Here is a 21,211-nt window from a genome sequence, read left to right as displayed (position 1 = left end):
CTTTGCGCGGCCGCGCATGGACCGCGCCCGCGGGCCCCGTTAATGCTGCACGCGAAGCATCATCCGGGAGGCCGCCATGGCTTATGAGACCATTCTCGTCGAGGTGAAGGGCAAGGTGGGCGTCATCACGCTGAACCGCCCGCAGGCGCTGAATGCGCTCAACGGCCAGCTGATTGGCGAGGTCAACACGGCGATCGATGGTTTCGAGAAGGATGCCGGCATCGGCTGCATCGTCATCACCGGCTCGGAGAAGGCCTTTGCCGCCGGCGCGGACATCAAGGAAATGCAGTCCCGCACCTTCCCCGAGACCTATCTCGACGACAAGTTCGAGCCGTGGGACCGCATTGGCCAGCGCCGCAAGCCGATCATCGCGGCGGTCGCGGGCTTTGCGCTCGGCGGCGGCTGCGAACTCGCCATGATGTGCGATTTCATCATCGCCGCGGACAATGCCCGCTTCGGCCAGCCGGAGATCAATCTCGGGGTCATTCCCGGCGCCGGCGGCACGCAGCGCCTGACCAAGGCGATCGGCAAGGCCAAGGCCATGGATCTCTGCCTCACCGGCCGCATGATGGACGTGAACGAGGCGGAGCGCTCCGGCCTCGTCGCCCGTATCGTTCCGCTGGCCGACCTGATGACGGAAGCGCTGAAGGCGGCCGAGGCGATCGCGGCGAAGTCGCTGCCCTCGGTGATGATGGTCAAGGAATCCGTCAACCGGGCCTTCGAGGTCACCCTGAACGAGGGGCTGCGCTTCGAGCGGCGCGTGTTCTCCTCGCTCTTCGCCACGCAGGATCAGAAGGAAGGGATGGCCGCCTTCTCCGAGAAGCGGCCGCCGGATTTCAAGAACCGCTGAACCCAGTCATGAGCGGGGCGAATGCCGGGGCCGACGATCTTTGATTTGCGGCTCAGCCCCGCTTGCTGACACGATGGGGGTTCTCTTCGAAGCTTAGGGATACCAGATGAACGCTGCCGCTCCTTCCGCCACGGGCGGGCTCGTCCTGCCGACCTATGAGGATGTCGTGACGGCGGCGGGTCGCCTCCAAGGCATCGCACACCGGACGCCGGCACTGACCTCGCGCACGGCCAATGCCCGCACCGAGGCCTCGCTGGTCTTCAAGGCCGAGAACCTGCAGCGCATGGGCGCCTTCAAGTTCCGTGGCGCCTTCAACGCGATCTCGGCGCTGAGCGCCGAACAGAAGCGTGCTGGTGTCGTCACCTTCTCCTCGGGCAATCACGCTCAGGCGATCGCCCTGTCGGGCAAATTGCTCGGCGTGCCGACCGTCATCCTGATGCCGCAGGATGCGCCTGCCGCGAAGGTTGCGGCGACCCGTGGCTATGGCGCCGAGGTCGTGCTCTTCGACCGTTACAGCCAGGACCGCGATGCGCTCGGCCGCGAGCTGGCCGAGACCCGCGGCCTCTCCCTGATTCCGCCCTATGACCATCCCGATGTCATTGCCGGCCAGGGCACCGCCGCCAAGGAGCTGATCGAGGAGGCTGGCCCGCTCGATATCCTGCTGGTCCCCCTCGGCGGCGGCGGTTTGATTTCCGGCGCGGCTCTCGCGGCCAAGGCGCTCAACCCCGGCATCCGCGTCTTCGGCATCGAACCGGAGGCCGGCAATGACGGCCAGCAATCCCTGCGCAGCGGCAAGATCGTCAAGATCGACGTGCCCAAGACCATTGCCGACGGCGCCCAGACCGCCTTCCTCGGTCAATACACCTTCCCGATCATCCAGAACCTCGTCGAGGATATCGTCACGGTGCCGGATGCGGCGCTGATCGAGACGATGCGCTTCTTCGCCGAGCGCATGAAGCTCGTGGTCGAGCCCACCGGTTGCCTTGCGGCTGCAGCGGCCTTCACCGGGGCGGTTCCGGTCACGGGCAAGCGTGTCGGCGTCATCATCAGCGGCGGCAATGTCGATCTTGCTGCCTTCGCACGCTTCGTAGGGCCTTCGGCATGAGCAGGATCGAGACCATCGCCTCGCCCGAGGTGCCGGCCCCGGCGGGGCATTATGCGCATGCCGTGGCCTATAAGGACCTCGTCTTCGTCTCCGGCCAGCTCGCTCCCCGCCCTGACGGCAGCCATAGCTCGGCCGAGCCCTTCGCCGTCCAGGCGCATCAGGCGCTGGCCAACATGCTCGCGATCCTCACGGCGGCTGGCTGTGCGCCGTCCGATGTCGTCAAGGTTACGGCCTATCTGGTCGGGGTGGGCAACTGGCCCGAGTTCAACCGGATCTACGCTGAGGCCTTCGGCGATCACCGCCCTGCGCGCTCGGTCGTGCCGGTGCCCGAGCTGCATCATGGCTACCTGATCGAGATCGAGGCTGTGGCGGTCCGAAGGGGCTGATCTGGCGCTCCTGGCGTGATACGGCCATTCCGGCGTTGACGCGGCCCGCACAAGATACTATAGGCCAGCGTCTCGCGACGGCTAGCGCAAGCAACCGCCGCCGCACATGCATTTCAATCAAGGTAGCGGCCCGAACCCGCCAGGCAAATCCGCCGGGTGTTCGGTCGCAATGAAGACGAGGACGATCGATGGCCAATACGACGTCGGCCAAGAAGGCCACGCGCAAGATCGCGCGGCGCACCGAGGTGAACAAGGCGCGCCGCAGCCGTATGCGCACCTTCCTGCGCAAGGTCGAGGAGGCAATTGCCTCGGGCGACAAGGGTGCCGCTGCGGAGGCGCTCAAGGCCGCTCAGCCGGAGATCATGCGCGCCGCTCAGAAGGGCGTCGTTCACAAGAACACCGCTTCGCGCAGGGTCTCGCGCCTGGCGCATCGGATCAGCGCTCTCGCTTCCTGAGCGGCGTTCTGCAGAGCAGTTTCGGACTAAGAAAAGCCCGGCCGTCAGGTCGGGCTTTTTGTTTGCTGTGTTAACCGACCGTTAGGCAAGCCTGACTGCCGCAGACGAGAAAAATCTCATCTGCGGGGCCGATTCAGTAATCTTTCCGCTGCGTTATGGGGTTGACTTCGGTTGTGGTTTCAGGGCGCCAAAAGGTGCTTTTTTCGCCTTTTGGCCGCGCAAATAAATCCCATATTTTTCATGACGTTAGCGGGCAAAGGAATCTGTTGTCGGGAATCGCCGGAGCTTCTACCTGCGTCTCCGTCGCTTCCCGAAAAAAAGATTCGCGCTCCGCGCGCAGCCTCCGCCGTAAAAAAAACGTTAAGTTCCCCAACCTATTGGGCCTGCCTTGCCCATAGGTCATGGGGGCTCTGAAAGGGCTTGAGTCTCCGAAGCCGGCTGACTGGGATATTGCCCCCGTTCGAGGCGCCCCTGTAAGGTCCCTTCATCGCCGGGCGGACAGCAATGACCTCCGGTGGTTTCCAAAGATTAACGGCGTTTTTGGCTCACGCCCCAGAGGGGAGAGGATGCGGCTCTTTGTCTGTTTGAGTTGAGATGAAGTAGCGGCTCCGTCCTTCGGCGAGCCTTCTAAGCGTAATCAGAAATGGATCGAGAGCCTGTCACTCGCCGGCGCATGCCGTCGAGTGGGCGTCATTCTCTTTGTCCAAACAACAGCTCCGGCAGGCGGTCCACCAAGAGCCGCCGCCGATAGCGCATCTCTTGATATTGAAATGGGGCACGAAATGTTCGAGCGGCAAGCCATGGACGAGATTACCGATGCGAAGGCTGTGCCGGCGTCTGTGATCGCGACCACGACTGCGAGCATCCAGGGGGAGGGAGCAGCGCTTTCCCTGACTGAAGCCTGGGACCGCGTGCGCCGCCGCCTGCGTGCCGAACTCGGCGAGGATGTTTTCTCCAGCTGGTTTGCGCGTGTCGAGATCGGCGGCCTCGTCGATGGCGTGGCCTATCTCACCGTGCCGACCCGTTTCCTGAAGAGCTGGCTGGAGGCGCATTATGCCGAGCGCCTGCGGGCGCATTGCCTGGCCGAGTTGCCTGCTGCCAATGGCATCCTGCTTTCGGTGCGCCAGGCTGCCCGGGATGCCATTCCGGCCGCGGTCCGCGAGGCTGCCATGGCTGCCCCGCGTGCGGCGGCACCCGAGCCCGTCATGGCCCTTCGCTCGGCGGAGGCCGGATCCCTGCCCTGTGAGCAGGAGCTTGTTGACGCCTGCGGCACCATGCTCGACCGGCGCCTCAACTTCCAGAGCTTCATCGTCGGCAAGTCGAACCAGCTGGCCTTTGCAGCGGCCGAGCGAATTGCCGCGGCCCCGGCCGGATCGACCCCCTATAATCCGCTCTACCTTCATGCTGGGGTCGGGCTCGGCAAGACGCATCTCCTGCAGGCGATTGCTCAGGATGCGCGCAATCATGGCAAACGCGTGGCCTATTTCACGGCCGATCGCTTCATGTACGGTTTCGTCGCGGCCCTGAAGTCGCAGACGGCGCTCGCCTTCAAGGAAAAGCTGCGCGGCATCGACCTGCTGATCGTCGACGACGTACAGTTCATCCAGGGGCGCTCGATCCAGCAGGAGTTCGGCCACACGATCAACGCCTTGATCGATGCCGGCAAGCAGATCGTGGTCGCGGCCGATCGGCTTGCCAATGATCTCGAAGCGCTCGACGAGCGCATCCGTTCGCGGCTGGCCGGCGGGCTTGTCGTCGAGGTCGGCGAGCTTGACGAGGCGCTGCGCGTGAAGATTCTCGGAAGCCGGCTCGAGTCGCTGCAGGCGGCGCATTCGAGCTTCCACGTCAATTCCGACGTGATCGCCTATGTTGCCCGCGTCATCACCGCCAATGGCCGCGATCTCGACGGCGCCGCCAATCGGCTGCTGGCCCATGCCACCTTGTCCGGCAATGCGGTGACGCTGGAAACGGCCGAGGCGGCGATCCGTGACCTGGTCCGGACCCGCGAGCCGCGCCGCGTCAAGATCGAGGACATCCAGAAGCTGGTCGCCACCCGCTACAATGTCAGCCGGGCCGACATCCTCTCCGAGCGCCGCACCGCGGCAGTCGTGAAGCCGCGCCAGATCGCCATGTATCTGTCCAAGGCGCTGACTCCGCGCTCGCTGCCGGAGATCGGCCGCCGCTTCGGTGGCCGCGATCACACCACCGTGCTGCACGCCGTGCGCAAGATCGAAAAGGCGATCGCCGAAGATCGCCTGCTGCATGACGAGGTCGATCTCCTGAAGCGGATGCTGCAGGAGTGAGCTGCCTGCCGCGCTATGCCCTGAAGGCGAGCGCGGCTTTGGCTGTGGCCGGTTGTGAGAGCGCCCTTGCGCCACCGGCGCGCGTCCTGCAATGTCGCGGGCCATTCCGTCGCCCGCGCAGCCGCTGCTCGGGCGCTAGCACGCCAGAAGACAGACGATGAAGGTCACGGTCGAACGTTCTACGCTGTTGAAGTCGCTGGGTCATGTCCACCGCGTGGTGGAACGCCGCAACACGATCCCGATCCTGTCGAACCTTTTGCTGAGCGCGGACGGTGCCGGCCTCAAACTGAAGGCGACCGATCTCGATATCGAGGTCGTCGAGACGGTGCCTGCCGATGTCCCGGAGCCGGGCGCGACGACCGTGCCGGCACATACGCTCTACGATATCGTGCGCAAGCTGCCCGACGGCGCCCAGGTCTCGCTCGAGACGACGGGTGAAGCGGGGCTGACGCTCCGCTCCGGCCGCTCGCGTTTCATGCTGCAAACCCTGCCCGAGGGCGATTTCCCCGACATCACCGCGGGCGAGATGGCGCATCGCTTCACGCTCGCCGCGGGTGAGCTCAAGCGCCTGATCGACAAGACCCAGTTCGCGATCTCCACCGAGGAGACGCGCTACTATTTGAACGGCATCTATCTCCACACCATCGAAGTCGAAGGCCGCAGCCTGCTGCGCGCCGTTGCGACGGACGGGCACAGGCTTGCCCGCGTGGATACCGCGGCTCCGAGCGGGGCTGCCGGCATGCCGGGCGTGATCGTGCCGCGCAAGGCCGTGGCGGAGATCCAGAAGCTGCTGGAGGATGGCGACACCGAGGTCTCGGTCGAGCTCTCCGCCACCAAGATCCGTATCGCGACGCAGGCGGTGGTGCTGACCTCGAAGCTGATCGACGGCACCTTCCCGGATTACCAGCGGGTGATCCCAAGCGGAAACGACAAGCGCCTGACCGTCGACAAGGGCGATTTCGCTGCCTCGGTCGATCGTGTCTCGACGATCTCCTCCGAGCGCGGTCGCGCGGTGAAGCTGTCCATCGCCGATGGCCGCCTGACCCTGTCGGTCACCAATCCCGATTCCGGATCGGCGACCGAGGAGGTCGAGGTCGATTATGATGCGAGCCCGCTCGATATCGGCTTCAACGCCCGCTACCTGATGGATATCGCCGCCCAGCTCGATGGCGACACGGCCCTCCTCAAGCTTGCCGATCCCGGTTCGCCGACCGTGATCCAGGATCGCGAAGGTGCGTCTGCGCTCTATGTGCTGATGCCGATGCGGGTTTAGGCCGCGCTCGCATCTTGACCACGGTCGCGCGCCTGATCCTTCAGGATTTCCGCTCCTATGAGGCCCTCGATCTCGCGATCGGGGGCCAAATCGTTGCGCTTGTCGGTGAGAATGGCGCCGGCAAGACCAATCTGCTCGAAGCCGTGTCTCTGTTCGCGCCGGGCCGGGGGCTGCGCCGCGCCGATCTCTCCGACATGGCGCGCCAGGCGGGCCCGGGCTCCTTCGCCGTATCGATTGCGCTCGCGGAGGATGGGCCGCGCCTCGGCATCGGGCTTGGCAGCGAAAGCGACGGGCGGCGTGCAAGGCTTGCCCGCATCGACGGGGTCCAGGTCGGCTCGGCGCTGGCTTTCAGCGACTATCTCCGCGTGGTCTGGCTGACCCCGGATCTCGACGGCTTGTTCCGTGGCTCGGCCGGCGACCGCCGCCGCTTCCTCGACCGGCTCGTGCTTGCGGTCGATCCAGGCCATGCGACACGCTCGAACGCGCTAGAACGGGCTTTGCGCTCGCGCAACCGGATCCTCGAGGACACTCCGCAAGAGTCGTCCTGGCTTGAAGCGATCGAGCGGGAGATCGCCGAACTCGGCGTGGCCGTGGCTGCCGCGAGGGCCGAGACGGTTGGCCGACTGGCGATGATCATCGCGGCCAATGGCGACGACGCATCTCCCTTCCCCCGTGCCGCGCTCGGCCTTGAAGGCGAGATCGACCGGCTTGTGGCGGGGCTGCCGGCACTCGATGCCGAGGATCGCTATCGCGACATCCTGAGGCAGGGGCGCCAGCGCGACCGCGCGGCCGGGCGCACCCTTGTCGGCCCGCAGGCGTCGGACCTCCTCGTTCGCCATGCCGCCAAGGATATCCCGGCCGAGCAGGGCTCGACCGGCGAGCAGAAGGCCCTGCTGATCGGGCTCGTGCTTGCGCATGCGAGGCTGGTCCGGAGCATGAGCGGGCTTCCGCCACTGGTCTTGCTCGACGAAGTCGCCGCCCATCTCGATCCGCGTCGGCGCGCGGCGCTCTACGCCGAACTCGGCGAGCTGGGCTCGCAGGTCTGGATGACGGGTGCCGATCCGGCGTTGTTCACCGATCTGCCGGCAGGGGCGCAGTGTTTCACCGTGACATCCGGGCAGGTCGAGGCCATCGGCTGACGTGCTTGAGCTGGGCTGATCGGTCAGATCACGCGTCGCAATGAGACGCCTCGGGTGCATTCTGCTAGGGTTGCCGCTGCTCTGAAGAGGCTGCTCCCATGGAACTTACAGGCCTTCTGGTATTTGCCGGCGTCTATTTTCTGGCGGTCGCTTCGCCTGGTCCTGCGGTCGCTGCCCTGGTTGCGCGCTCGCTCGGCACCGGCTTTCGCCGCTCGCTTCCCTTTGCGGCGGGAATCGTCGCAGGCGATCTGATCTGGTTCTCCTGCACGGCGCTTGGCCTTGCGGTGCTGATGCAGGGCTTCCATGGACTCTTCGTCGCGATCAAATATGTCGGCTGTGCCTATTTGCTCTATCTCGCCTGGAAACTCTGGACCGCCCCGGCCGAGGCGCCGCGTCAGCCGCCGAGTGCCCGCGGGGAGGGCTTGCGGCTGTTCTTCGGCGGCATCGCGCTGACGCTCGGCAATCCCAAGGTCATGGTGTTCTTCCTGTCGATCCTGCCTCTTGTCGTCGATCTCGGCCGGATGACGATGCTCGCCTTCGTCGAGGTTGCGTTGCTGCTGACCCTGATCATAGGCTCGACGATGCTCGCCTATGCCTATGCCGCGGATCGGGCTCGGCGGCTGGTGGCGAGCCCGACGGCGATGCGTCGGATCAATCGCCTGACTGGCGGCGTCATGGCCGGTGCGGCGGCTGCTATCGCCGCTAGGGGCTGAAAACCAGTTCCAGCGCCCCCAGGATGGTCGCGGCTTGGGGCTGGCCATTGCCGCCAGCCTCGGGCAAACCCTTCGGCATGCCGCAATCTCGCGAATCACAGGCGCGCGCGACGCTGAAATCCGTCTTCGGCTATGACGATTTCCGCCCGGGACAATGGGAGGTCATCGCGGCCGCGCTGGCGGGAAACGACGTCTTCGCGGTGATGCCGACCGGCTCCGGCAAGTCGATGTGCTATCAGCTGCCCGCACTGGTCACGGGCGGGCTGACGCTCGTGGTCTCGCCGCTGATTGCGCTGATGCGGGATCAGGTCGGGCAGTTGACGCGGGCCGGTGTCGCGGCGGCTTCGCTCAACTCGATGAACAGCGAGAGCGAGGCGGCGGACGCCTGGGCGAAGCTCAACGCCGGCGACCTGCGTCTGCTCTTCGTCTCGCCGGAGCGATTGGCGGGGGAGGGACTGGTCGCTCGGCTGCGCAGGCTCGGCGTTGCCCGGCTTGCCATCGACGAGGCGCATTGCGTCTCGCAATGGGGGCATGATTTCCGCCCGGAGTACCGCCTGCTTGCCAAGGTTCGCGAGGCGCTCGGCGGCGTCCCGGTCACGGCACTGACGGCCACTGCGGATCGGCAGACGCGCGATGACATCGCCCAGCAGCTGTTCCCGAAGCCGCCTGTCACCGTCATTCATTCCTTCGATCGGCCGAATCTGAAGCTCGCCTTCGCCCCGAAGGACCAGCCGCGGCGCCAGATCGCCGATTTCCTGAAGCGACATCGCGGCGGCAGCGGCATCGTCTATTGTTCGTCGCGAGGCCGGACCGAGCGCCTCGCCGAAGGCCTGCGCGAGCAGGGCTACAAGGCCTTTGCCTATCATGCCGGCATGGAGCAGCAGGAGCGCAACCGCAACCAGGACCTCTTCCTGCAGGAGGATGGTGTGGTGATCTGCGCCACCATCGCCTTCGGCATGGGCATCAACAAGCCCGATGTCCGCTTCGTCGTCCATGCCGACATGCCGGGCTCGATCGAGGGCTATTATCAGGAGATCGGCCGCGCCGGCCGCGACGGACTGCCGGCCGATACGCTCACCCTCTACGGCGTCGAGGACATGGCGCTGCGCCGCCGCCAGATCGACGAGAAAGCGATCGACGACGAGCGCCGGCGCATCGAGCATAGGCGTCTCAGCGCGATGACCGACCTGTGCGAGTCGGCGCTCTGCCGGCGCTCTTCCCTGCTTGCCTATTTCGGCGAGGAGACGCCGCCTTGCCGGCATCGGGAAGCACAATTCCGCTGCGATCTCTGTGCTGGAGAGGCGACGCTCCAGGATGCCACGCTGGATGCCCGAAAGCTGCTCTCGGCAGTGGCGCGCTCGGGACAGCGCTTTGGCGCCGGGCATCTCGCCGATATCCTGACCGGCACGATGAGCGAAGCGGTCCGCCGCCAGAACCATGACGGGCTGAAGACCTTCGGCGTCGGCAACGACAAGCCCAAGGCCGCCTGGGCAGCCCTGACCCGCAAGCTCTTCGCCGCCGGCGCGCTCGCGGAAGCCAGCACCGAACATGGCGGTTTCCGCCTGACGGAGAAGGGCGAAGACATCTTGTTCGGACGCGAGCCGATCGCGCTCAGGGCCGATGCCCTCCCCGTACGGCGCGGTCGCCCTGCCGAGCGTGGCGCGCGGGCCGATGGGCTCGATGAAGGCACCGCTGCCCTGTTCGAGCATTTGCGCCAGCTCCGGCTGACGATTGCCCGCGAGGAAGGCGTGGCGGCCTATATCATCTTCACCGACCGCACGCTGATTGCCATGGCGCGCGAGCGGCCGCTCGGGCTCGATCAGATGCGCGGGATCGAGGGCGTCGGCGAGCGCAAGCTCGCCCAGTATGGCGAGGTCTTCGCCGATGCGATCGCTGGCTTTCGGGGATAGCGGGGCAGTCTCGTCACGATGCGCCGGGGCTGCCCCTGCGCGCACGTACGCGTACGCGCGTGAAAAAGCCACCGTTCCCGCCTATATTCATGATACGAATCAAGACGATCGCGGGCATAGCCTCGCCCGCTGAAGGACCCCGACATGAGTGATGCTGCCCGCGACCTTGAAGACGCTGCCTATGGCGCCGATTCCATCAAGGTTCTCAAAGGCCTGGATGCGGTGCGCAAGCGCCCCGGCATGTATATCGGCGACACCGATGACGGCTCGGGCCTGCACCACATGGTCTACGAGGTGGTCGACAACGCCATCGACGAGGCGCTGGCAGGGCACGCCGATCTCGTCACTGTCACGCTGAACGCCGATGGCTCGGTCACGGTCACCGATAACGGGCGCGGCATCCCGACCGATATCCACAGCGAGGAGGGCATTTCCGCCGCCGAGGTCATCATGACCCAGCTCCATGCCGGCGGAAAGTTCGACCAGAATTCCTACAAGGTTTCGGGTGGCCTGCACGGCGTCGGTGTCTCCGTCGTCAACGCGCTCTCGGTCTCGCTCAAGCTGCGCATCTGGCGTGGCGGTAAAGAGCATTTCATGGAGTTCCATCATGGCGACGCCGTCGCGCCGCTCGCCATTGTCGGCCCGGCCGGCGACAAGCGCGGCACCGAAGTCACCTTCCTGCCCTCGACCCAGACCTTCACGATGGTCGAGTTCGACTACAAGACGCTCGAGCATCGCCTGCGCGAACTCGCCTTCCTGAATTCGGGCGTTCGCATCGTCCTCACCGACGCACGCCATGCCGAGGTCGTCCGGGAGGAGCTGAGATATGAGGGCGGCGTGGAGGCCTTCGTGCGCTATCTCGACCGCGCCAAGACCCCCGTCGTCGACAAGCCGGTGGTGCTCGGCGCCGAAAAGGATGGCATCACCGTCGATGTCGCCCTGTGGTGGAACGACAGCTACCACGAGAACGTGCTCTGCTTCACCAACAACATCCCGCAGCGGGATGGCGGCACGCATTTAGCCGGCTTTCGTGCTGCGCTGACTCGCCAGATCACCGGCTATGCCGAGACCTCCGGCATGATGAAGAAGGAAAAGGTCTCGCTCACCGGTGACGATTGCCGCGAAGGACTGACGGCCATCGTTTCGGTGAAGGTGCCGGACCCGAAATTCTCCTCGCAGACCAAGGACAAGCTGGTTTCCTCCGAGGTGCGTCCCGTCGTCGAGAACATCGTCAATCAGGCGCTTTCGACCTGGCTCGAGGAGCACCCGAATGAAGCCAAGACCATCGTCGGCAAGGTGGCGGAAGCTGCCGCGGCGCGCGAAGCGGCCCGCAAGGCACGCGATCTGACCCGGCGCAAGGGCGCGCTCGATATCGCCTCGCTGCCCGGCAAGCTCGCGGATTGCCAGGAGCGCGACCCCGCCAAATCAGAACTCTTCATCGTCGAGGGTGACTCGGCCGGTGGCTCCGCCAAGCAGGGCCGTGCCCGTGAATACCAGGCAGTGCTGCCGCTGCGCGGCAAGATCCTCAATGTCGAACGCGCGCGCGTCGACAAGATGCTCTCCTCCGAGCAGGTCGGTACGCTGATCATCGCGCTCGGAGCCGGCATCCGCGAGGAATTCAACATCGAGAAGCTGCGCTACCACAAGATCATCATCATGACCGACGCGGACGTGGACGGCGCCCATATCCGCACCCTGCTGCTGACCTTCTTCTTCCGGCAGATGCCGGAGGTGATCGAGCGCGGGCATCTCTTCATCGCCCAGCCGCCGCTCTACAAGGCGGCGCGCGGCAAGTCGCAGACCTATCTCAAGGATGAGCGCGCGCTTGAGGAATACCTCGTCGACTCGACCTTGGACGGTGCTGTTTTCCGGACAGGAGACGGCATCGAGCGCGCCGGTCCCGACCTGCGCAGTCTGATCGACGAGGCGCGCGGCGTACGCAACACGCTGTCGCAGCTTCATTCGCGTTATGACCGGCGCATCGTCGAGCAGATGGCGATCGCGGGCGCGCTACATCCGCTGACCAACGAGAGCGAGGCGCAGGCCAGCGAAGCCGCGGCCTATGTCGCGCGGCGGTTGGACGCGATCTCCGATGATCTCGAGCGCGGCTGGGAAGGCCGGGTGGAGGACGGCAGCTTCACCTTCTCGCGCCTCGTGCGCGGCGTGAAGCAGGTCGCGGTACTTGATGCCGGCCTGCTTGCGAGCGCCGAAGCGCGCAAGCTCGCTGCGGCAGCCGTCTCGCTGCAGGAAGCCTATGCCACGCCGGGCGTGCTCAGCCGCAAGGGCGATGATCACATCGTCAATGGCCCGAGCGATCTCTTCGACGCGGTCAGCGCCATCGGCAAGAAGGGCGTCTCGCTCCAGCGCTACAAAGGCCTCGGCGAAATGAACCCCGAGCAGCTCTGGGAGACGACACTCGATCGCGACGTGCGCTCGCTGCTCAGGGTCAAGAACGACCAGAATGACGAGGCTGACGATCTCTTCGTCAAGCTGATGGGCGACGTCGTCGAACCCCGTCGCGACTTCATCCAAAGCAACGCACTGAACGCGACCGTCGATACGTGACGGCGCGGCCCTGGCGGTCCGTGACCCGGACCGATCGTGCCGCCCTGCTCCACGGACGCCTCCCTCGAGTGGTGTGCCAACACCACCACTCAAGCACGCGGGTGCCGTCGGATGGGGGCGTCCTGGGATGCCCATCAGATCGGCTGATATCAAATCTGTGCGACAGCGAGGTTAGGGAAAGAAAACAGAGGCGTAGCGAGATGCGCGCGGACGGAATCGCGCTGCGGGCTCCCGCGGCTACGCGGGCAGTCGCTGAGGCCTGAGGCGAGGGCATCAGGGTTTCTTTTCGTTGGGTGCCTGCGTTGCCGCGGTGATTGCCGCGATCAATCGCTGGCGATTGTCGAGCACGAAGGCCGTGAAGGTGTCCTGACCGACGATCGACCTCAGCATGGTCGGCAACATGCCGTAGAGCTTGAGGGCGAAACCGGTCATTGCAGCGTCGTCGTTGATGAGACCGGAGGCCTTCTGCCCCACGAAGTCCGTGATGAGATGCTGGTTCTGGCTCACCAGCGCGACGATCTCCGCTTCGATTTTATCTTTCACGGCTTCGAGCATGAATCACCTCGGTCGGCACGATCGGGAAACCAAGAGTATCGGCCCGCAAACGGGAATGTGGCTCTCAGGCTCATGCTAGACGCTATCCCGATCAGGCGGGCGTGTCGCCGAAAGGAGGCAATTGGCTTCAGAGCGCGTCACCTGAACCGAGATGCCGACACGGTTTCCGATGATGTCCGCGGATGTTGCCCTTTCAGCGTCGACTGGTTCGCGTCAGGCGGGTCTGCAATCTGCGCTGCAGGCCCTCGACCGCTGCGATGATTGACCCACCGTGTCTCGCTGTCACCGCGAGCGAGATCAAGGCCGCTGGAATGGCCACGATAATCGCGCCGAAGAGGTCGGATGGGTAGTGGACGCCGACGTAGACGCGCGACCAGCCTACGAGCGCACCAATCGCGGCAGCAAGGCAGGCCACCCCATATTGCCGCACCAAGGCAAGCACAGCGACAGCCACCGCGAAGGCGAGGGCGTGATTGCTCGGGAAGGAGGCGCTGGAGCGGTGATCGACCAAGCTGTGCCCGAGGCTGACCATGAAAGGACGAGGCCGAAAGGCGATGAGCCCGATCACAAAACTCATGGTCATTGCGATGACCAGAGCGAGAGTGAGGGCAAAGGCGAGAAGGCGCCGCCTTCGAGAGCCGCGGATCCACAGGACGACGATGTAGCAGGGAATCAGGAGAATCACGAAGCGAGTGACCGCTATCGCGAAAAGAGCGACATAAGAGCTTGGGCTCGGCCCGGCATTGAGAGCAAGGAACAGTTCGGTATCGAGTGCGAGCATCGGCGAGAGAATCGGTCACGATCTTGGGGGACGGCTGTCGCACACGATGCGGTGGCGGGCGAATGAAATTTACCGGCCTTTCCTCGACCGTATGGAGGCCGTGCGCCTGCGGCTCCTTGGAGGGTGAGAGCCTGTCTCGGCCCGATTTTCATCGCAGCCTTCGTTCTCGACGCTTCCGGGATCGTCTTCGTCCTGATGCCGAGCCTGTTGCCGCTCTGCTGGAGATCGAGCCCGTCTCAGAGGGATGACACCGGTCGGGACCGCCGGCTTTCTGCTTTGCAACGGCGACATCAAGGCCTCCGCATCGATCGAAAGCATGGCGCGATGAGCGCGCGGCGAGCACGGCTGGACCGCTCGTAACGGATGTCCGATTCCGGGCCGTGACGCCTCGGCAAGTGGCGCTTGAAACGCGGAGATATTTAGCCGTCTGCACATGCTTGCGTTCAGCAGAAATTATTACGATCTAACAATAATTTCTGCTGGTGGAGACCTCGTTCGGTTCCATTTTTGGGAGCCCTGTGCAAATTTGCACAGGAGCGCGCCAAAGGGTTCCCTATGAACAAGCCGATTCGTCCGCCGATCAACGCCCAGCAAGTCGCCGATCGCGCCGGCGTGTCGCGTTCGGCGGTGTCGCGCACCTTCACCGAGGGCGCCAGCGTGTCGGAGTCTACGCGCGCCAAGGTGCTCCGGGCAGCCGCAGACCTCGGCTATCACGTCAACCATCTGGCTCGCGGCCTGACCAGCCAGCAATCCGGCATCGTCTGCCTTTTGATCGGCGAAATCGCCACGCCTTACCAGTCGGCCTTGCTCGATGTGGTGACGCGGCGGCTGCAAGCCATGGGCAAGGTCGTGATGGTCTTGAACACGGCGGGGCAGGCGGAAGCGACAGAGGCCGCGTTACGCCAGACGCTCAATTACCGCGCGGACGCCACCGTGGTCGTGTCGGGCAGTCCTTCATCCTCGCTCGTGGAGACCTGCGTCGCCAACGGCCAGCGCGTCATCCTGATCAATCGCGACGATCTGCTCGAAGGAACCCAGCAGATCCTCGTCGACAGTTCCGGCGCCGCTGCCGAGGCGCTGATGATGCTGCGGCGCGCTGGCTGCGAGCGCATCGCTGTCGTCAGTTCGACCGCCGGCACGCCCAGCATCGTGGCGCGCGAAGTCAGTCTTTCGGTTGCTGCCGCCAAGGCCGGGGTCGACGTGCAGCTGTGCCGTTTCGGCCCGACGGGTTACGCCACGGGCGCTGAGACGGCGCGTCAGCTTTTCGCCTCGGCGGCGCGGCCGGATGGCGTCTTCTGCGTCACCGACCTGCTGGCATTGGGCTTCATGGATGCGGCGCGGAAGGAATTTGGCCGGCGCGTCCCCGAGGATCTCTGTGTCATCGGCTTCGACGATATACCGCAGGCCGGCTGGGCTGCCTACGAGCTGACGACCTTCCGCCAGCCACTCGACAGCATGGCCGACCATATCGCAACAATCCTGGAGGGCGGCTGCCTGGTCGAAGGCCCCATCAACCTGCCGGCTCAGACGGTCTGGCGGCGCAGTGTCCGCCCCTGAGACGGCGTGACGACGAGCGCCTTGAGATCCAGCGCGACATCAAGGGTCGGCATGCGGTCGAGATAGCGCCCGAGCAGGCTGATGAAGGCGATGAGCCGCCCGGCCAGCCCCATGGCTTCGGCATGATGCAGTTCGTCGATCCAGCGGCGATAGACGGCAAGGCGCGCTTCAGGCACCAGATCGAGCGCGAGGTCTGCTGCCTTGCGCAAGCGGTACCAGTCCTCGGCGAGGGCGGTCAGGGCTATGTCACCCGTGCTGGCAGCCGGCGTTGCCTGTGGCCAGAGCAGTCTCTCCAGATCGGCGAAGCGGTGGGTGCGTGCGAACTCCGCCATATCGCGCGGCCATTCGCGTGCCATGTAACGGGCGCCGACGAGGGCGCACAGATGACGGTCGAGAAAGCCAAGATGGCCGCCGGCGCTGACAGCCTTCGGTGACGGATCGCCGGCGGCGCCCGCCTCGCGGCTATAGTCATCGAACGCGGCATCGTGACCGGGCACGTCGTCGAGACGGATGGTGCGTAACCGCACGTGGTCCGTGGTGACATCGAGCAGCTTCATCGCCGGAGCGAAGCCGACCGGCGATGGCACGGCGATGTTGAAGAAGCCCCCATATTCGTCCCGGAACACGGCGGTATCGTTCACGTGCAGATGGCCGGAGAGGTGAAGACGCACGCCGGTCTCGGTGAAGCACCGCGCCACCTCCATGGTCGGCGCGCGCCGGGCGAGGCCGGAACTTGGGAAAAGTGTGCACTCCAATGCCGAGGCGCCGGCGAGTGCGTCCAGCACCGGATAATGCGAGAATGCGACGAGAGCCTTGCCGCCGCGCCGCGCTCGCTCGGCGACGTCGCGCATCCAGGGGAGCAGATGCGGACGCGTGCGCAACACTGCAGACCACCCGCCATCCGAGGGATCGAGCATCTGCGCGGGATCATCGAGATCAGTTGCCCCGTCGCGCGGCGCGACGATGTTGGCGTCGATGGAGAGCAGCCACAACCCCGCAACGGGCTCGATCAGATATGATGCGTCGATCATATCAAAGCTCTTGGCTCCGTCAGGGCTGGCGGCACGGACCGTTCGCGAGCTCCAACGGGCATCGCTGCCAAACGGCGTTTCAAAATGCAGGTCGTCGGTGCGAGGTTGGAAGCCGAGATCGGCCATGAGCGTCAGCGCCTCGGGCGCGCCGAGCATGGCAGTCTCCGGCGACGAGATCGCGGCGCCACCCGGTGCGGCGTGGCTCCCGACGATGACCCGGCTGCCGTCGCGCCCGACGAACTCCTTGCGCTGCGGCCGGCCCTTCAGCGCCCAGAAATCGTGATTGCCGGGTGTCATGAATACGCGCAGGCCATGGCGACGCTCGTACTCGGCGATGAGCGCGACGGCGACTTCGATATTGTGCCGCTGACCATCGTCGGTGAGATCGCCGGGAACGATGACAAGCCTCGCGCCTTCCGCAACAGCGCAATCGAGCGCGGCGCGGAAGGCAGGAAGGCTCTCGTTGAATACGCGGGTGGACGCAGCTGTATCGGCCCAGCTGCGCACTGCGCCCGTAAGCCCCGCCCCCGCTGGTCGCCAGGCGACGTCATGCACATGCGGGTCGGCGATGACGGCGATGCGGTATGTTGGGTTCAATCAGCCAACTCCGGCAGAGGGCCATGCTCTTCCGGGTGCGCGGCGATGTCGTCCTCGATCATGCGCGCCCAGCGAGCAGTCCGCGCGGCGGCGGCGATCAGCATGGGCTTGGGCGTCTCATGCCACTCGTCGGGACGGAGTTCGCGCTTGCCGCGAACGTAATTGATGGCGTCCTCCAGGGTGGGAAACTCCGCTGGGAGACGCAGATGCAGAAAGAGCGCCACCAGGATGACGGAACGCGAGCGCCCGGCCCGGCAGCTGACCAGCACATTGCCGCGCTCGCGCACGGAATAGGATGGCTTCTCCGGCAGAATCTGGTCGAGTGCGCCCTTCAGCTGAAAATAGCCGGCCAGCATCATGGTTTGCGGGTTGCCCGGTCCGTCAACGATACCAAGCTTGTAGTAGCGGATCGGGGCATGCCCGAAATCGACGTCGTTCAGCGCGTCCGGCGCCGGCTCGGCCACGTAGTTGAAGTCGAGATTGACGGCGCAGTTGAGCACCGTGGTGATTCCGTGCCGCTTCAGCAGCGGGATATCGGATGCGCCTTCACGCCCGCCGACATAGAGATCGATGCCATAGCCGGGCAGGTTCTCGTAGACGCGCGAGATGTGCGGCCGGTCATAGCGGGGCGTGGGCATTTCAGGGGCAGCAACGTCTCTTGTCGGAGCCATAAGGGGTACTCGCCAATTCCGGATCGAATGAGTTTGCACAGCTGTTCATTATCGCTCGCTCGCAGCCGCTCGTGCAGATGCGATGACGCAGTCCACTCCTGCGGTGACCGCGCCGCCGCAACGGCACGGCCATCTAGGCGACGCGTCGCCTTCGCCCTTCGGAGATCTCGCGCGCGACGCGATCGAGCGTCGGATAATTCGCCCCTGCGCCTACAGCGACATAGCCCGGGTGGAGGAACGCCGGCGCGGTCGGCGCGACCTTGCCGAGGTCGTGCGGGGTGTAGCGGCCGCCCGCCTTCTCTAGGATCAGGATGGCGGCGGTGACGTCCCAGGCGTTGACGCCGAAACCGGCGGCGGCGTCGACCCAGCCGGCCGCGACATGGGCGATGCTGAGTGCGGCGCTACCCGGTCGTCGCAGGGTCGCGAAGGTGCGTGTCAGTTCGCCGAAACGGCCGAGCGCGACCGCTTCGCCGTCGTTGCGGAAGTCGCGCGGCACCGGATAGCCGGTGATCAGTACGGCGTTGGCCTCGTCGGGGGCGGCACGGCTGGCGAGCGGTTGCCCGTTGAGCCAGGCCCCGTTCCGATCGGCGAGGAACAGGTTGCCACCGATCGGATCGAGGATGGCCCCGGCGACGGTCTCGCCGTCGACCACCGCTGCCACCGACGTGCACCAGAACGCCATCCCGCTGGCGAAATTGGCCGTACCGTCGATCGGATCGACATACCAGTGCACCGCGCCGCTCCCGACCGAGCCGCCTTCCTCGCCGACAAAGGTCGAGTCGGGAACCTCCCGGAACACGAGATCGCGGATCACCGCCTCGGCGCGGCGGTCATGCTCGGTGACGGGGTCGTGCCGGTCGCGCTTGAAATCGACCACCATGCCGGCGCGAAACGCGGCCGTGAGCGGCTCCTGAACGGCGAGAACGGCTTTGCGGGCAATATCGGCGATCGTCGTATGCAGCATTGTCTGGACTTCCGGCTCAAGGGGCGCGGTGTGTTAGCGCTTGTAGTGGATCTGCCAAAAATCCTGCCAATCCTGCCGCTTGTCCCAGTCGTCGAGGCCTGTCTTGGCGTCGTAGGGAAACAGGCGGTCCAGCACGACGGCAACACCCGATGGCTCGTCCTTGGGGACCGGGATCGCCTTGCTGGTCGGCAGCTTGCCATCTTGCATCTGCGGCATCAGCCCCTCTTCCGTCAGAATGTAGCGGACGAAGAGTTTGGCGGCGTTTGGGCTTTTGGTGCCTTTGGCGATGAGCGCAAGCTTGGTGTAGCTCCAGCCGACCCAAGGCTGAAGCGTCTTGCAAAGGCCAAGCTTGTAGCCCTTGTCGGCGTTGTCGCGGAACTTGGCGGAGCTCAGCAGCCCCATGAACGGCGCCTTCTGCCCGGGCGCCCCGACTGCGTCGGAAATGCGGTCGTCATTCTCGGACACGAGCGGCGCATTCTTCGCCAAAGCCGCGAGCCATTCGGCGGCAGCGGTCTTTTGCTGCGGGACCAGCGGCTTGCCGTAGTGCGCCTTGTAGGCGGCAGCGAGCGCCTCGTTGCCGTGCTGGGCCAATTGGTTGAACCAGTCAGTATAGGTTCCCTTGGTCAGCGGATCGATGAAGGCGACGCGACCCTTCCATTCCGGCTCGGTCAGCTGCCAGACATTGGAGATCGGGCAGGTCGCGCCGTGGATTTCGGTGTTGTAGGCCCAGACATTGGCGTTGACGGAAATGGCGAGCGGGTCGCGATAGCCGGCCGGGATTTCGCCGGCGAGGTCGGCAGGCAGGTAGCTTTCCAGCACCTTGGCCGGCAGCATCTGGCCGATGACGGCCGGCGTGTCGGTCAACAGCGCCACGTCTCCCTTGACGTTGCGGCTCTGGCTCTCACGCAGCAGCATTTCGAGCTGGCTGTTGGCCGACACCTTCTGCCCCGTGGCACTGAGGCCGTACTTGGCCGAGAACGCCTTGGCCATGTCGACGATCTTGCCGGTGCTGTCGTAGATGGTGATCGGCGGCTCTTTCCTGGCCGCGGCGATCAGGCTGTTGAGGTCGAGCGGCTCGGCGGCGATGGTCGGAGTGGCGGCGGCTGCCAACGCAACGGCCAGCAGCGGTGCTCTCCAGTAGGCGCTCATGGTCGTTCCTCCCTTGTGCGGCTTGCGAGCTGTTGCACCCGCGCCGCTTGCTTGTTGGGTTCGCGTGCAGGGCGCCGTCAGCGCCTGAGGTTGACGCGCCACAGGTCCTGCCAATCCTGGCGGCGCTCCAGGTCGCTCACGGACGACGCCAGATCCCACGCCATCATCCGGTCGAGGGAACGGCCGATGCCCGAGGGCTCATCAGCGGGCAAGGCGATCTTGGGGTGCGTCGGCACCTTCCCGTCGACGAGTTGCGGCGCGAGTCCCGGTTCGGTCAGCAGGTAGTTGATGAACAGCTTCGCCGTGTTGGGGCTCTTCGTGCCGGCCGCAACGACAGCCATGCTGGGATAGAGCATGCCGGCGAAGGGTTGCATGTCGCGGCAGATCGTCAGGCTGAACTTCTTGTCGATATTGTCGCGGAACTTGGCGACCGGCACCATGCCAAAAAACGGCTGCTTTTGTCCGGGCGCGCCGACGGCGGCGGCGACGGCGGTCGAATCGGCGATGAGTGGCCCGTTGGCGGCCAGCGCCTTCACCCAGGCGGCGGTCGCCGAGCCCTGCCGCTTGTCGAACGGCTTGCCGAAATGCGTCGCATATGCGGCCGCCATCGCGGCGTCGTGGTGCGTCTCCAACTGGTTGAACCAGTCGGCATAGGCCGGCCTCTCCAGGGGGTCCATCAGGGTCACCAGACGCGACCATGCCGGTTCGGTCAGTTCCCAGACGTTCTTGACCGGGCAGGATTGCGATGCCGCGCCGTTATAGCTCCAGACATGCGGATCGGTGACGAAGACCAGCGGATCCCGCGCATTTTTCGGCAACAGGTTCGCCGCGTCGTCGGGCACGTAGGAGGTGACGACCTTCTTTGGCAGCAACTCGGCCGCGACCGACGCCGTGTCGGCCGCAAGCGAGATGGAGGCGAGCGCGGCACCGGCGCGATGCTCCCGAATGAGCAGTTCCACCTGGCCTGCCTCGCTGACCTTCTTGCCGGTGACTCCAAGCCCATAGATCTTGTTGAAGGCGTTGGCCGTATCGACGATCTTGCCGGTAACGGCGTAGACCGTCATCGGCGGCTCGGCCTTCGCACGCTCCGCGAGCAGCTTCAGATCCTCGGCCATGGCGGCCATTGCAGCGACCGACGCGGCGACCGCCAGGCCGGTGCGGAGTGCAGCCCTCGTCATGACAAGCATGGATCCCTCCCGTTTTCTGT

General features: G+C 65.3%; 18 protein-coding genes. 11 read left to right on the top strand and 7 right to left on the bottom strand.

Going from position 1 to position 21,211, the window contains the following annotated elements:
* The first annotated feature begins 76 nt into the window (after positions 1–76).
* From AC1DGP_RS07025 to gyrB, 10 genes are all read left to right on the top strand, one after another.
* Positions 77–850: an enoyl-CoA hydratase gene (locus AC1DGP_RS07025; RefSeq protein ID WP_069878406.1), complete on the top strand. Its 774-nt coding sequence runs from the start codon at positions 77–79 to the stop codon at positions 848–850.
* A gap of 106 nt (positions 851–956) precedes the next feature.
* Positions 957–1,955, top strand: a complete 999-nt coding sequence (locus AC1DGP_RS07020) for a threo-3-hydroxy-L-aspartate ammonia-lyase (protein WP_476831901.1) — start codon at positions 957–959, stop codon at positions 1,953–1,955.
* On the top strand, positions 1,952–2,341 hold the full coding sequence (locus AC1DGP_RS07015; RefSeq protein ID WP_441504981.1) for a RidA family protein: 390 nt from the start codon (positions 1,952–1,954) through the stop codon (positions 2,339–2,341). The genes AC1DGP_RS07020 and AC1DGP_RS07015 overlap by 4 nt, the downstream gene beginning before the upstream one ends.
* Before the next feature lie 188 nt (positions 2,342–2,529).
* Positions 2,530–2,796, top strand: a complete 267-nt coding sequence (gene rpsT, locus AC1DGP_RS07010) for a 30S ribosomal protein S20 (RefSeq protein ID WP_069878404.1) — start codon at positions 2,530–2,532, stop codon at positions 2,794–2,796.
* An 800-nt stretch (positions 2,797–3,596) separates the two neighbouring features.
* A complete protein-coding gene (gene dnaA / locus AC1DGP_RS07005) occupies positions 3,597–5,099 on the top strand; it encodes a chromosomal replication initiator protein DnaA (RefSeq protein WP_441504980.1) in 1,503 nt (500 codons plus the stop codon).
* 157 nt (positions 5,100–5,256) lie between these two features.
* On the top strand, positions 5,257–6,372 hold the full coding sequence (gene dnaN / locus AC1DGP_RS07000) for a DNA polymerase III subunit beta (protein WP_069878403.1): 1,116 nt from the start codon (positions 5,257–5,259) through the stop codon (positions 6,370–6,372).
* A 14-nt stretch (positions 6,373–6,386) separates the two neighbouring features.
* A complete protein-coding gene (recF, locus tag AC1DGP_RS06995; protein ID WP_441504979.1) occupies positions 6,387–7,511 on the top strand; it encodes a DNA replication/repair protein RecF in 1,125 nt (374 codons plus the stop codon).
* Positions 7,512–7,609: 98 nt separating this feature from the next.
* Positions 7,610–8,224 (top strand): LysE family translocator, encoded by a 615-nt coding sequence (locus tag AC1DGP_RS06990; RefSeq protein ID WP_441504978.1) that lies wholly within the window; start codon positions 7,610–7,612, stop codon positions 8,222–8,224.
* 77 nt (positions 8,225–8,301) lie between these two features.
* Complete coding sequence (gene recQ / locus AC1DGP_RS06985) at positions 8,302–10,134, top strand: DNA helicase RecQ (protein WP_441504977.1); 1,833 nt, start codon at positions 8,302–8,304, stop codon at positions 10,132–10,134.
* 144 nt (positions 10,135–10,278) lie between these two features.
* Positions 10,279–12,699: a DNA topoisomerase (ATP-hydrolyzing) subunit B gene (gene gyrB / locus AC1DGP_RS06980; RefSeq protein ID WP_441504976.1), complete on the top strand. Its 2,421-nt coding sequence runs from the start codon at positions 10,279–10,281 to the stop codon at positions 12,697–12,699.
* Between the two features lie 273 nt (positions 12,700–12,972).
* Here gyrB and AC1DGP_RS06975 read toward each other — a convergent pair whose 3' ends face one another.
* Both AC1DGP_RS06975 and AC1DGP_RS06970 read right to left on the bottom strand, forming a co-directional pair.
* Entirely contained in the window at positions 12,973–13,254 is a 282-nt protein-coding gene (locus AC1DGP_RS06975; RefSeq protein ID WP_441504975.1) for a hypothetical protein, read from the bottom strand.
* Between the two features lie 193 nt (positions 13,255–13,447).
* A complete protein-coding gene (locus AC1DGP_RS06970) occupies positions 13,448–14,035 on the bottom strand; it encodes a phosphatase PAP2 family protein (protein ID WP_441504974.1) in 588 nt (195 codons plus the stop codon).
* A 555-nt stretch (positions 14,036–14,590) separates the two neighbouring features.
* Between AC1DGP_RS06970 and AC1DGP_RS06965 the strand changes: the two genes are divergently transcribed.
* On the top strand, positions 14,591–15,592 hold the full coding sequence (locus tag AC1DGP_RS06965) for a LacI family DNA-binding transcriptional regulator (protein WP_441504973.1): 1,002 nt from the start codon (positions 14,591–14,593) through the stop codon (positions 15,590–15,592).
* Here AC1DGP_RS06965 and AC1DGP_RS06960 read toward each other — a convergent pair.
* From AC1DGP_RS06960 to AC1DGP_RS06940, 5 genes are all read right to left on the bottom strand, one after another.
* Positions 15,559–17,220, bottom strand: coding sequence for a metallophosphoesterase family protein (locus AC1DGP_RS06960; protein WP_441504972.1), 1,662 nt, complete (start codon positions 17,218–17,220; stop codon positions 15,559–15,561). The two genes, AC1DGP_RS06965 and AC1DGP_RS06960, sit on opposite strands and share 34 nt — an antisense overlap.
* Positions 17,217–17,858: a dual specificity protein phosphatase family protein gene (locus tag AC1DGP_RS06955; RefSeq protein WP_441504971.1), complete on the bottom strand. Its 642-nt coding sequence runs from the start codon at positions 17,856–17,858 to the stop codon at positions 17,217–17,219. Before AC1DGP_RS06955 ends, AC1DGP_RS06960 begins: the two co-directional genes overlap by 4 nt.
* 166 nt (positions 17,859–18,024) lie before the next feature.
* Positions 18,025–18,855 (bottom strand): inositol monophosphatase family protein, encoded by an 831-nt coding sequence (locus AC1DGP_RS06950; RefSeq protein WP_441504970.1) that lies wholly within the window; start codon positions 18,853–18,855, stop codon positions 18,025–18,027.
* 33 nt (positions 18,856–18,888) lie between these two features.
* Positions 18,889–20,004, bottom strand: a complete 1,116-nt coding sequence (locus AC1DGP_RS06945) for an ABC transporter substrate-binding protein (RefSeq protein WP_441504969.1) — start codon at positions 20,002–20,004, stop codon at positions 18,889–18,891.
* A gap of 77 nt (positions 20,005–20,081) precedes the next feature.
* Complete coding sequence (locus tag AC1DGP_RS06940) at positions 20,082–21,191, bottom strand: ABC transporter substrate-binding protein (protein WP_441504968.1); 1,110 nt, start codon at positions 21,189–21,191, stop codon at positions 20,082–20,084.
* Positions 21,192–21,211 lie beyond the last annotated feature (20 nt).

It is taken from the genome of Allobosea sp. 05T433 (assembly GCF_056396065.1).
The sequence above is the reverse complement of the archived record's forward strand: the minus strand, read 5'-3'. Positions and strand labels throughout refer to the sequence as shown.

What these genes read in the sequence shown, in the direction of transcription:
- AC1DGP_RS06940 (WP_441504968.1), bottom strand. Translation starts at nt 21,191, where the DNA reads ATGCTTGTCATGACGAGGGCTGCACTCCGCACCGGCCTGGCGGTCGCC.
- AC1DGP_RS06975 (WP_441504975.1), bottom strand. Translation starts at nt 13,254, where the DNA reads ATGCTCGAAGCCGTGAAAGATAAAATCGAAGCGGAGATCGTCGCGCTG.
- recQ (WP_441504977.1), top strand. Translation starts at nt 8,302, where the DNA reads ATGCCGCAATCTCGCGAATCACAGGCGCGCGCGACGCTGAAATCCGTC.
- AC1DGP_RS07025 (WP_069878406.1), top strand. Translation starts at nt 77, where the DNA reads ATGGCTTATGAGACCATTCTCGTCGAGGTGAAGGGCAAGGTGGGCGTC.
- dnaA (WP_441504980.1), top strand. Translation starts at nt 3,597, where the DNA reads ATGGACGAGATTACCGATGCGAAGGCTGTGCCGGCGTCTGTGATCGCG.
- AC1DGP_RS06945 (WP_441504969.1), bottom strand. Translation starts at nt 20,004, where the DNA reads ATGAGCGCCTACTGGAGAGCACCGCTGCTGGCCGTTGCGTTGGCAGCC.
- AC1DGP_RS06955 (WP_441504971.1), bottom strand. Translation starts at nt 17,858, where the DNA reads ATGCCCACGCCCCGCTATGACCGGCCGCACATCTCGCGCGTCTACGAG.
- gyrB (WP_441504976.1), top strand. Translation starts at nt 10,279, where the DNA reads ATGAGTGATGCTGCCCGCGACCTTGAAGACGCTGCCTATGGCGCCGAT.
- AC1DGP_RS06965 (WP_441504973.1), top strand. Translation starts at nt 14,591, where the DNA reads ATGAACAAGCCGATTCGTCCGCCGATCAACGCCCAGCAAGTCGCCGAT.
- rpsT (WP_069878404.1), top strand. Translation starts at nt 2,530, where the DNA reads ATGGCCAATACGACGTCGGCCAAGAAGGCCACGCGCAAGATCGCGCGG.
- AC1DGP_RS07015 (WP_441504981.1), top strand. Translation starts at nt 1,952, where the DNA reads ATGAGCAGGATCGAGACCATCGCCTCGCCCGAGGTGCCGGCCCCGGCG.
- AC1DGP_RS06970 (WP_441504974.1), bottom strand. Translation starts at nt 14,035, where the DNA reads ATGCTCGCACTCGATACCGAACTGTTCCTTGCTCTCAATGCCGGGCCG.
- AC1DGP_RS07020 (WP_476831901.1), top strand. Translation starts at nt 957, where the DNA reads ATGAACGCTGCCGCTCCTTCCGCCACGGGCGGGCTCGTCCTGCCGACC.
- AC1DGP_RS06990 (WP_441504978.1), top strand. Translation starts at nt 7,610, where the DNA reads ATGGAACTTACAGGCCTTCTGGTATTTGCCGGCGTCTATTTTCTGGCG.
- dnaN (WP_069878403.1), top strand. Translation starts at nt 5,257, where the DNA reads ATGAAGGTCACGGTCGAACGTTCTACGCTGTTGAAGTCGCTGGGTCAT.
- AC1DGP_RS06950 (WP_441504970.1), bottom strand. Translation starts at nt 18,855, where the DNA reads ATGCTGCATACGACGATCGCCGATATTGCCCGCAAAGCCGTTCTCGCC.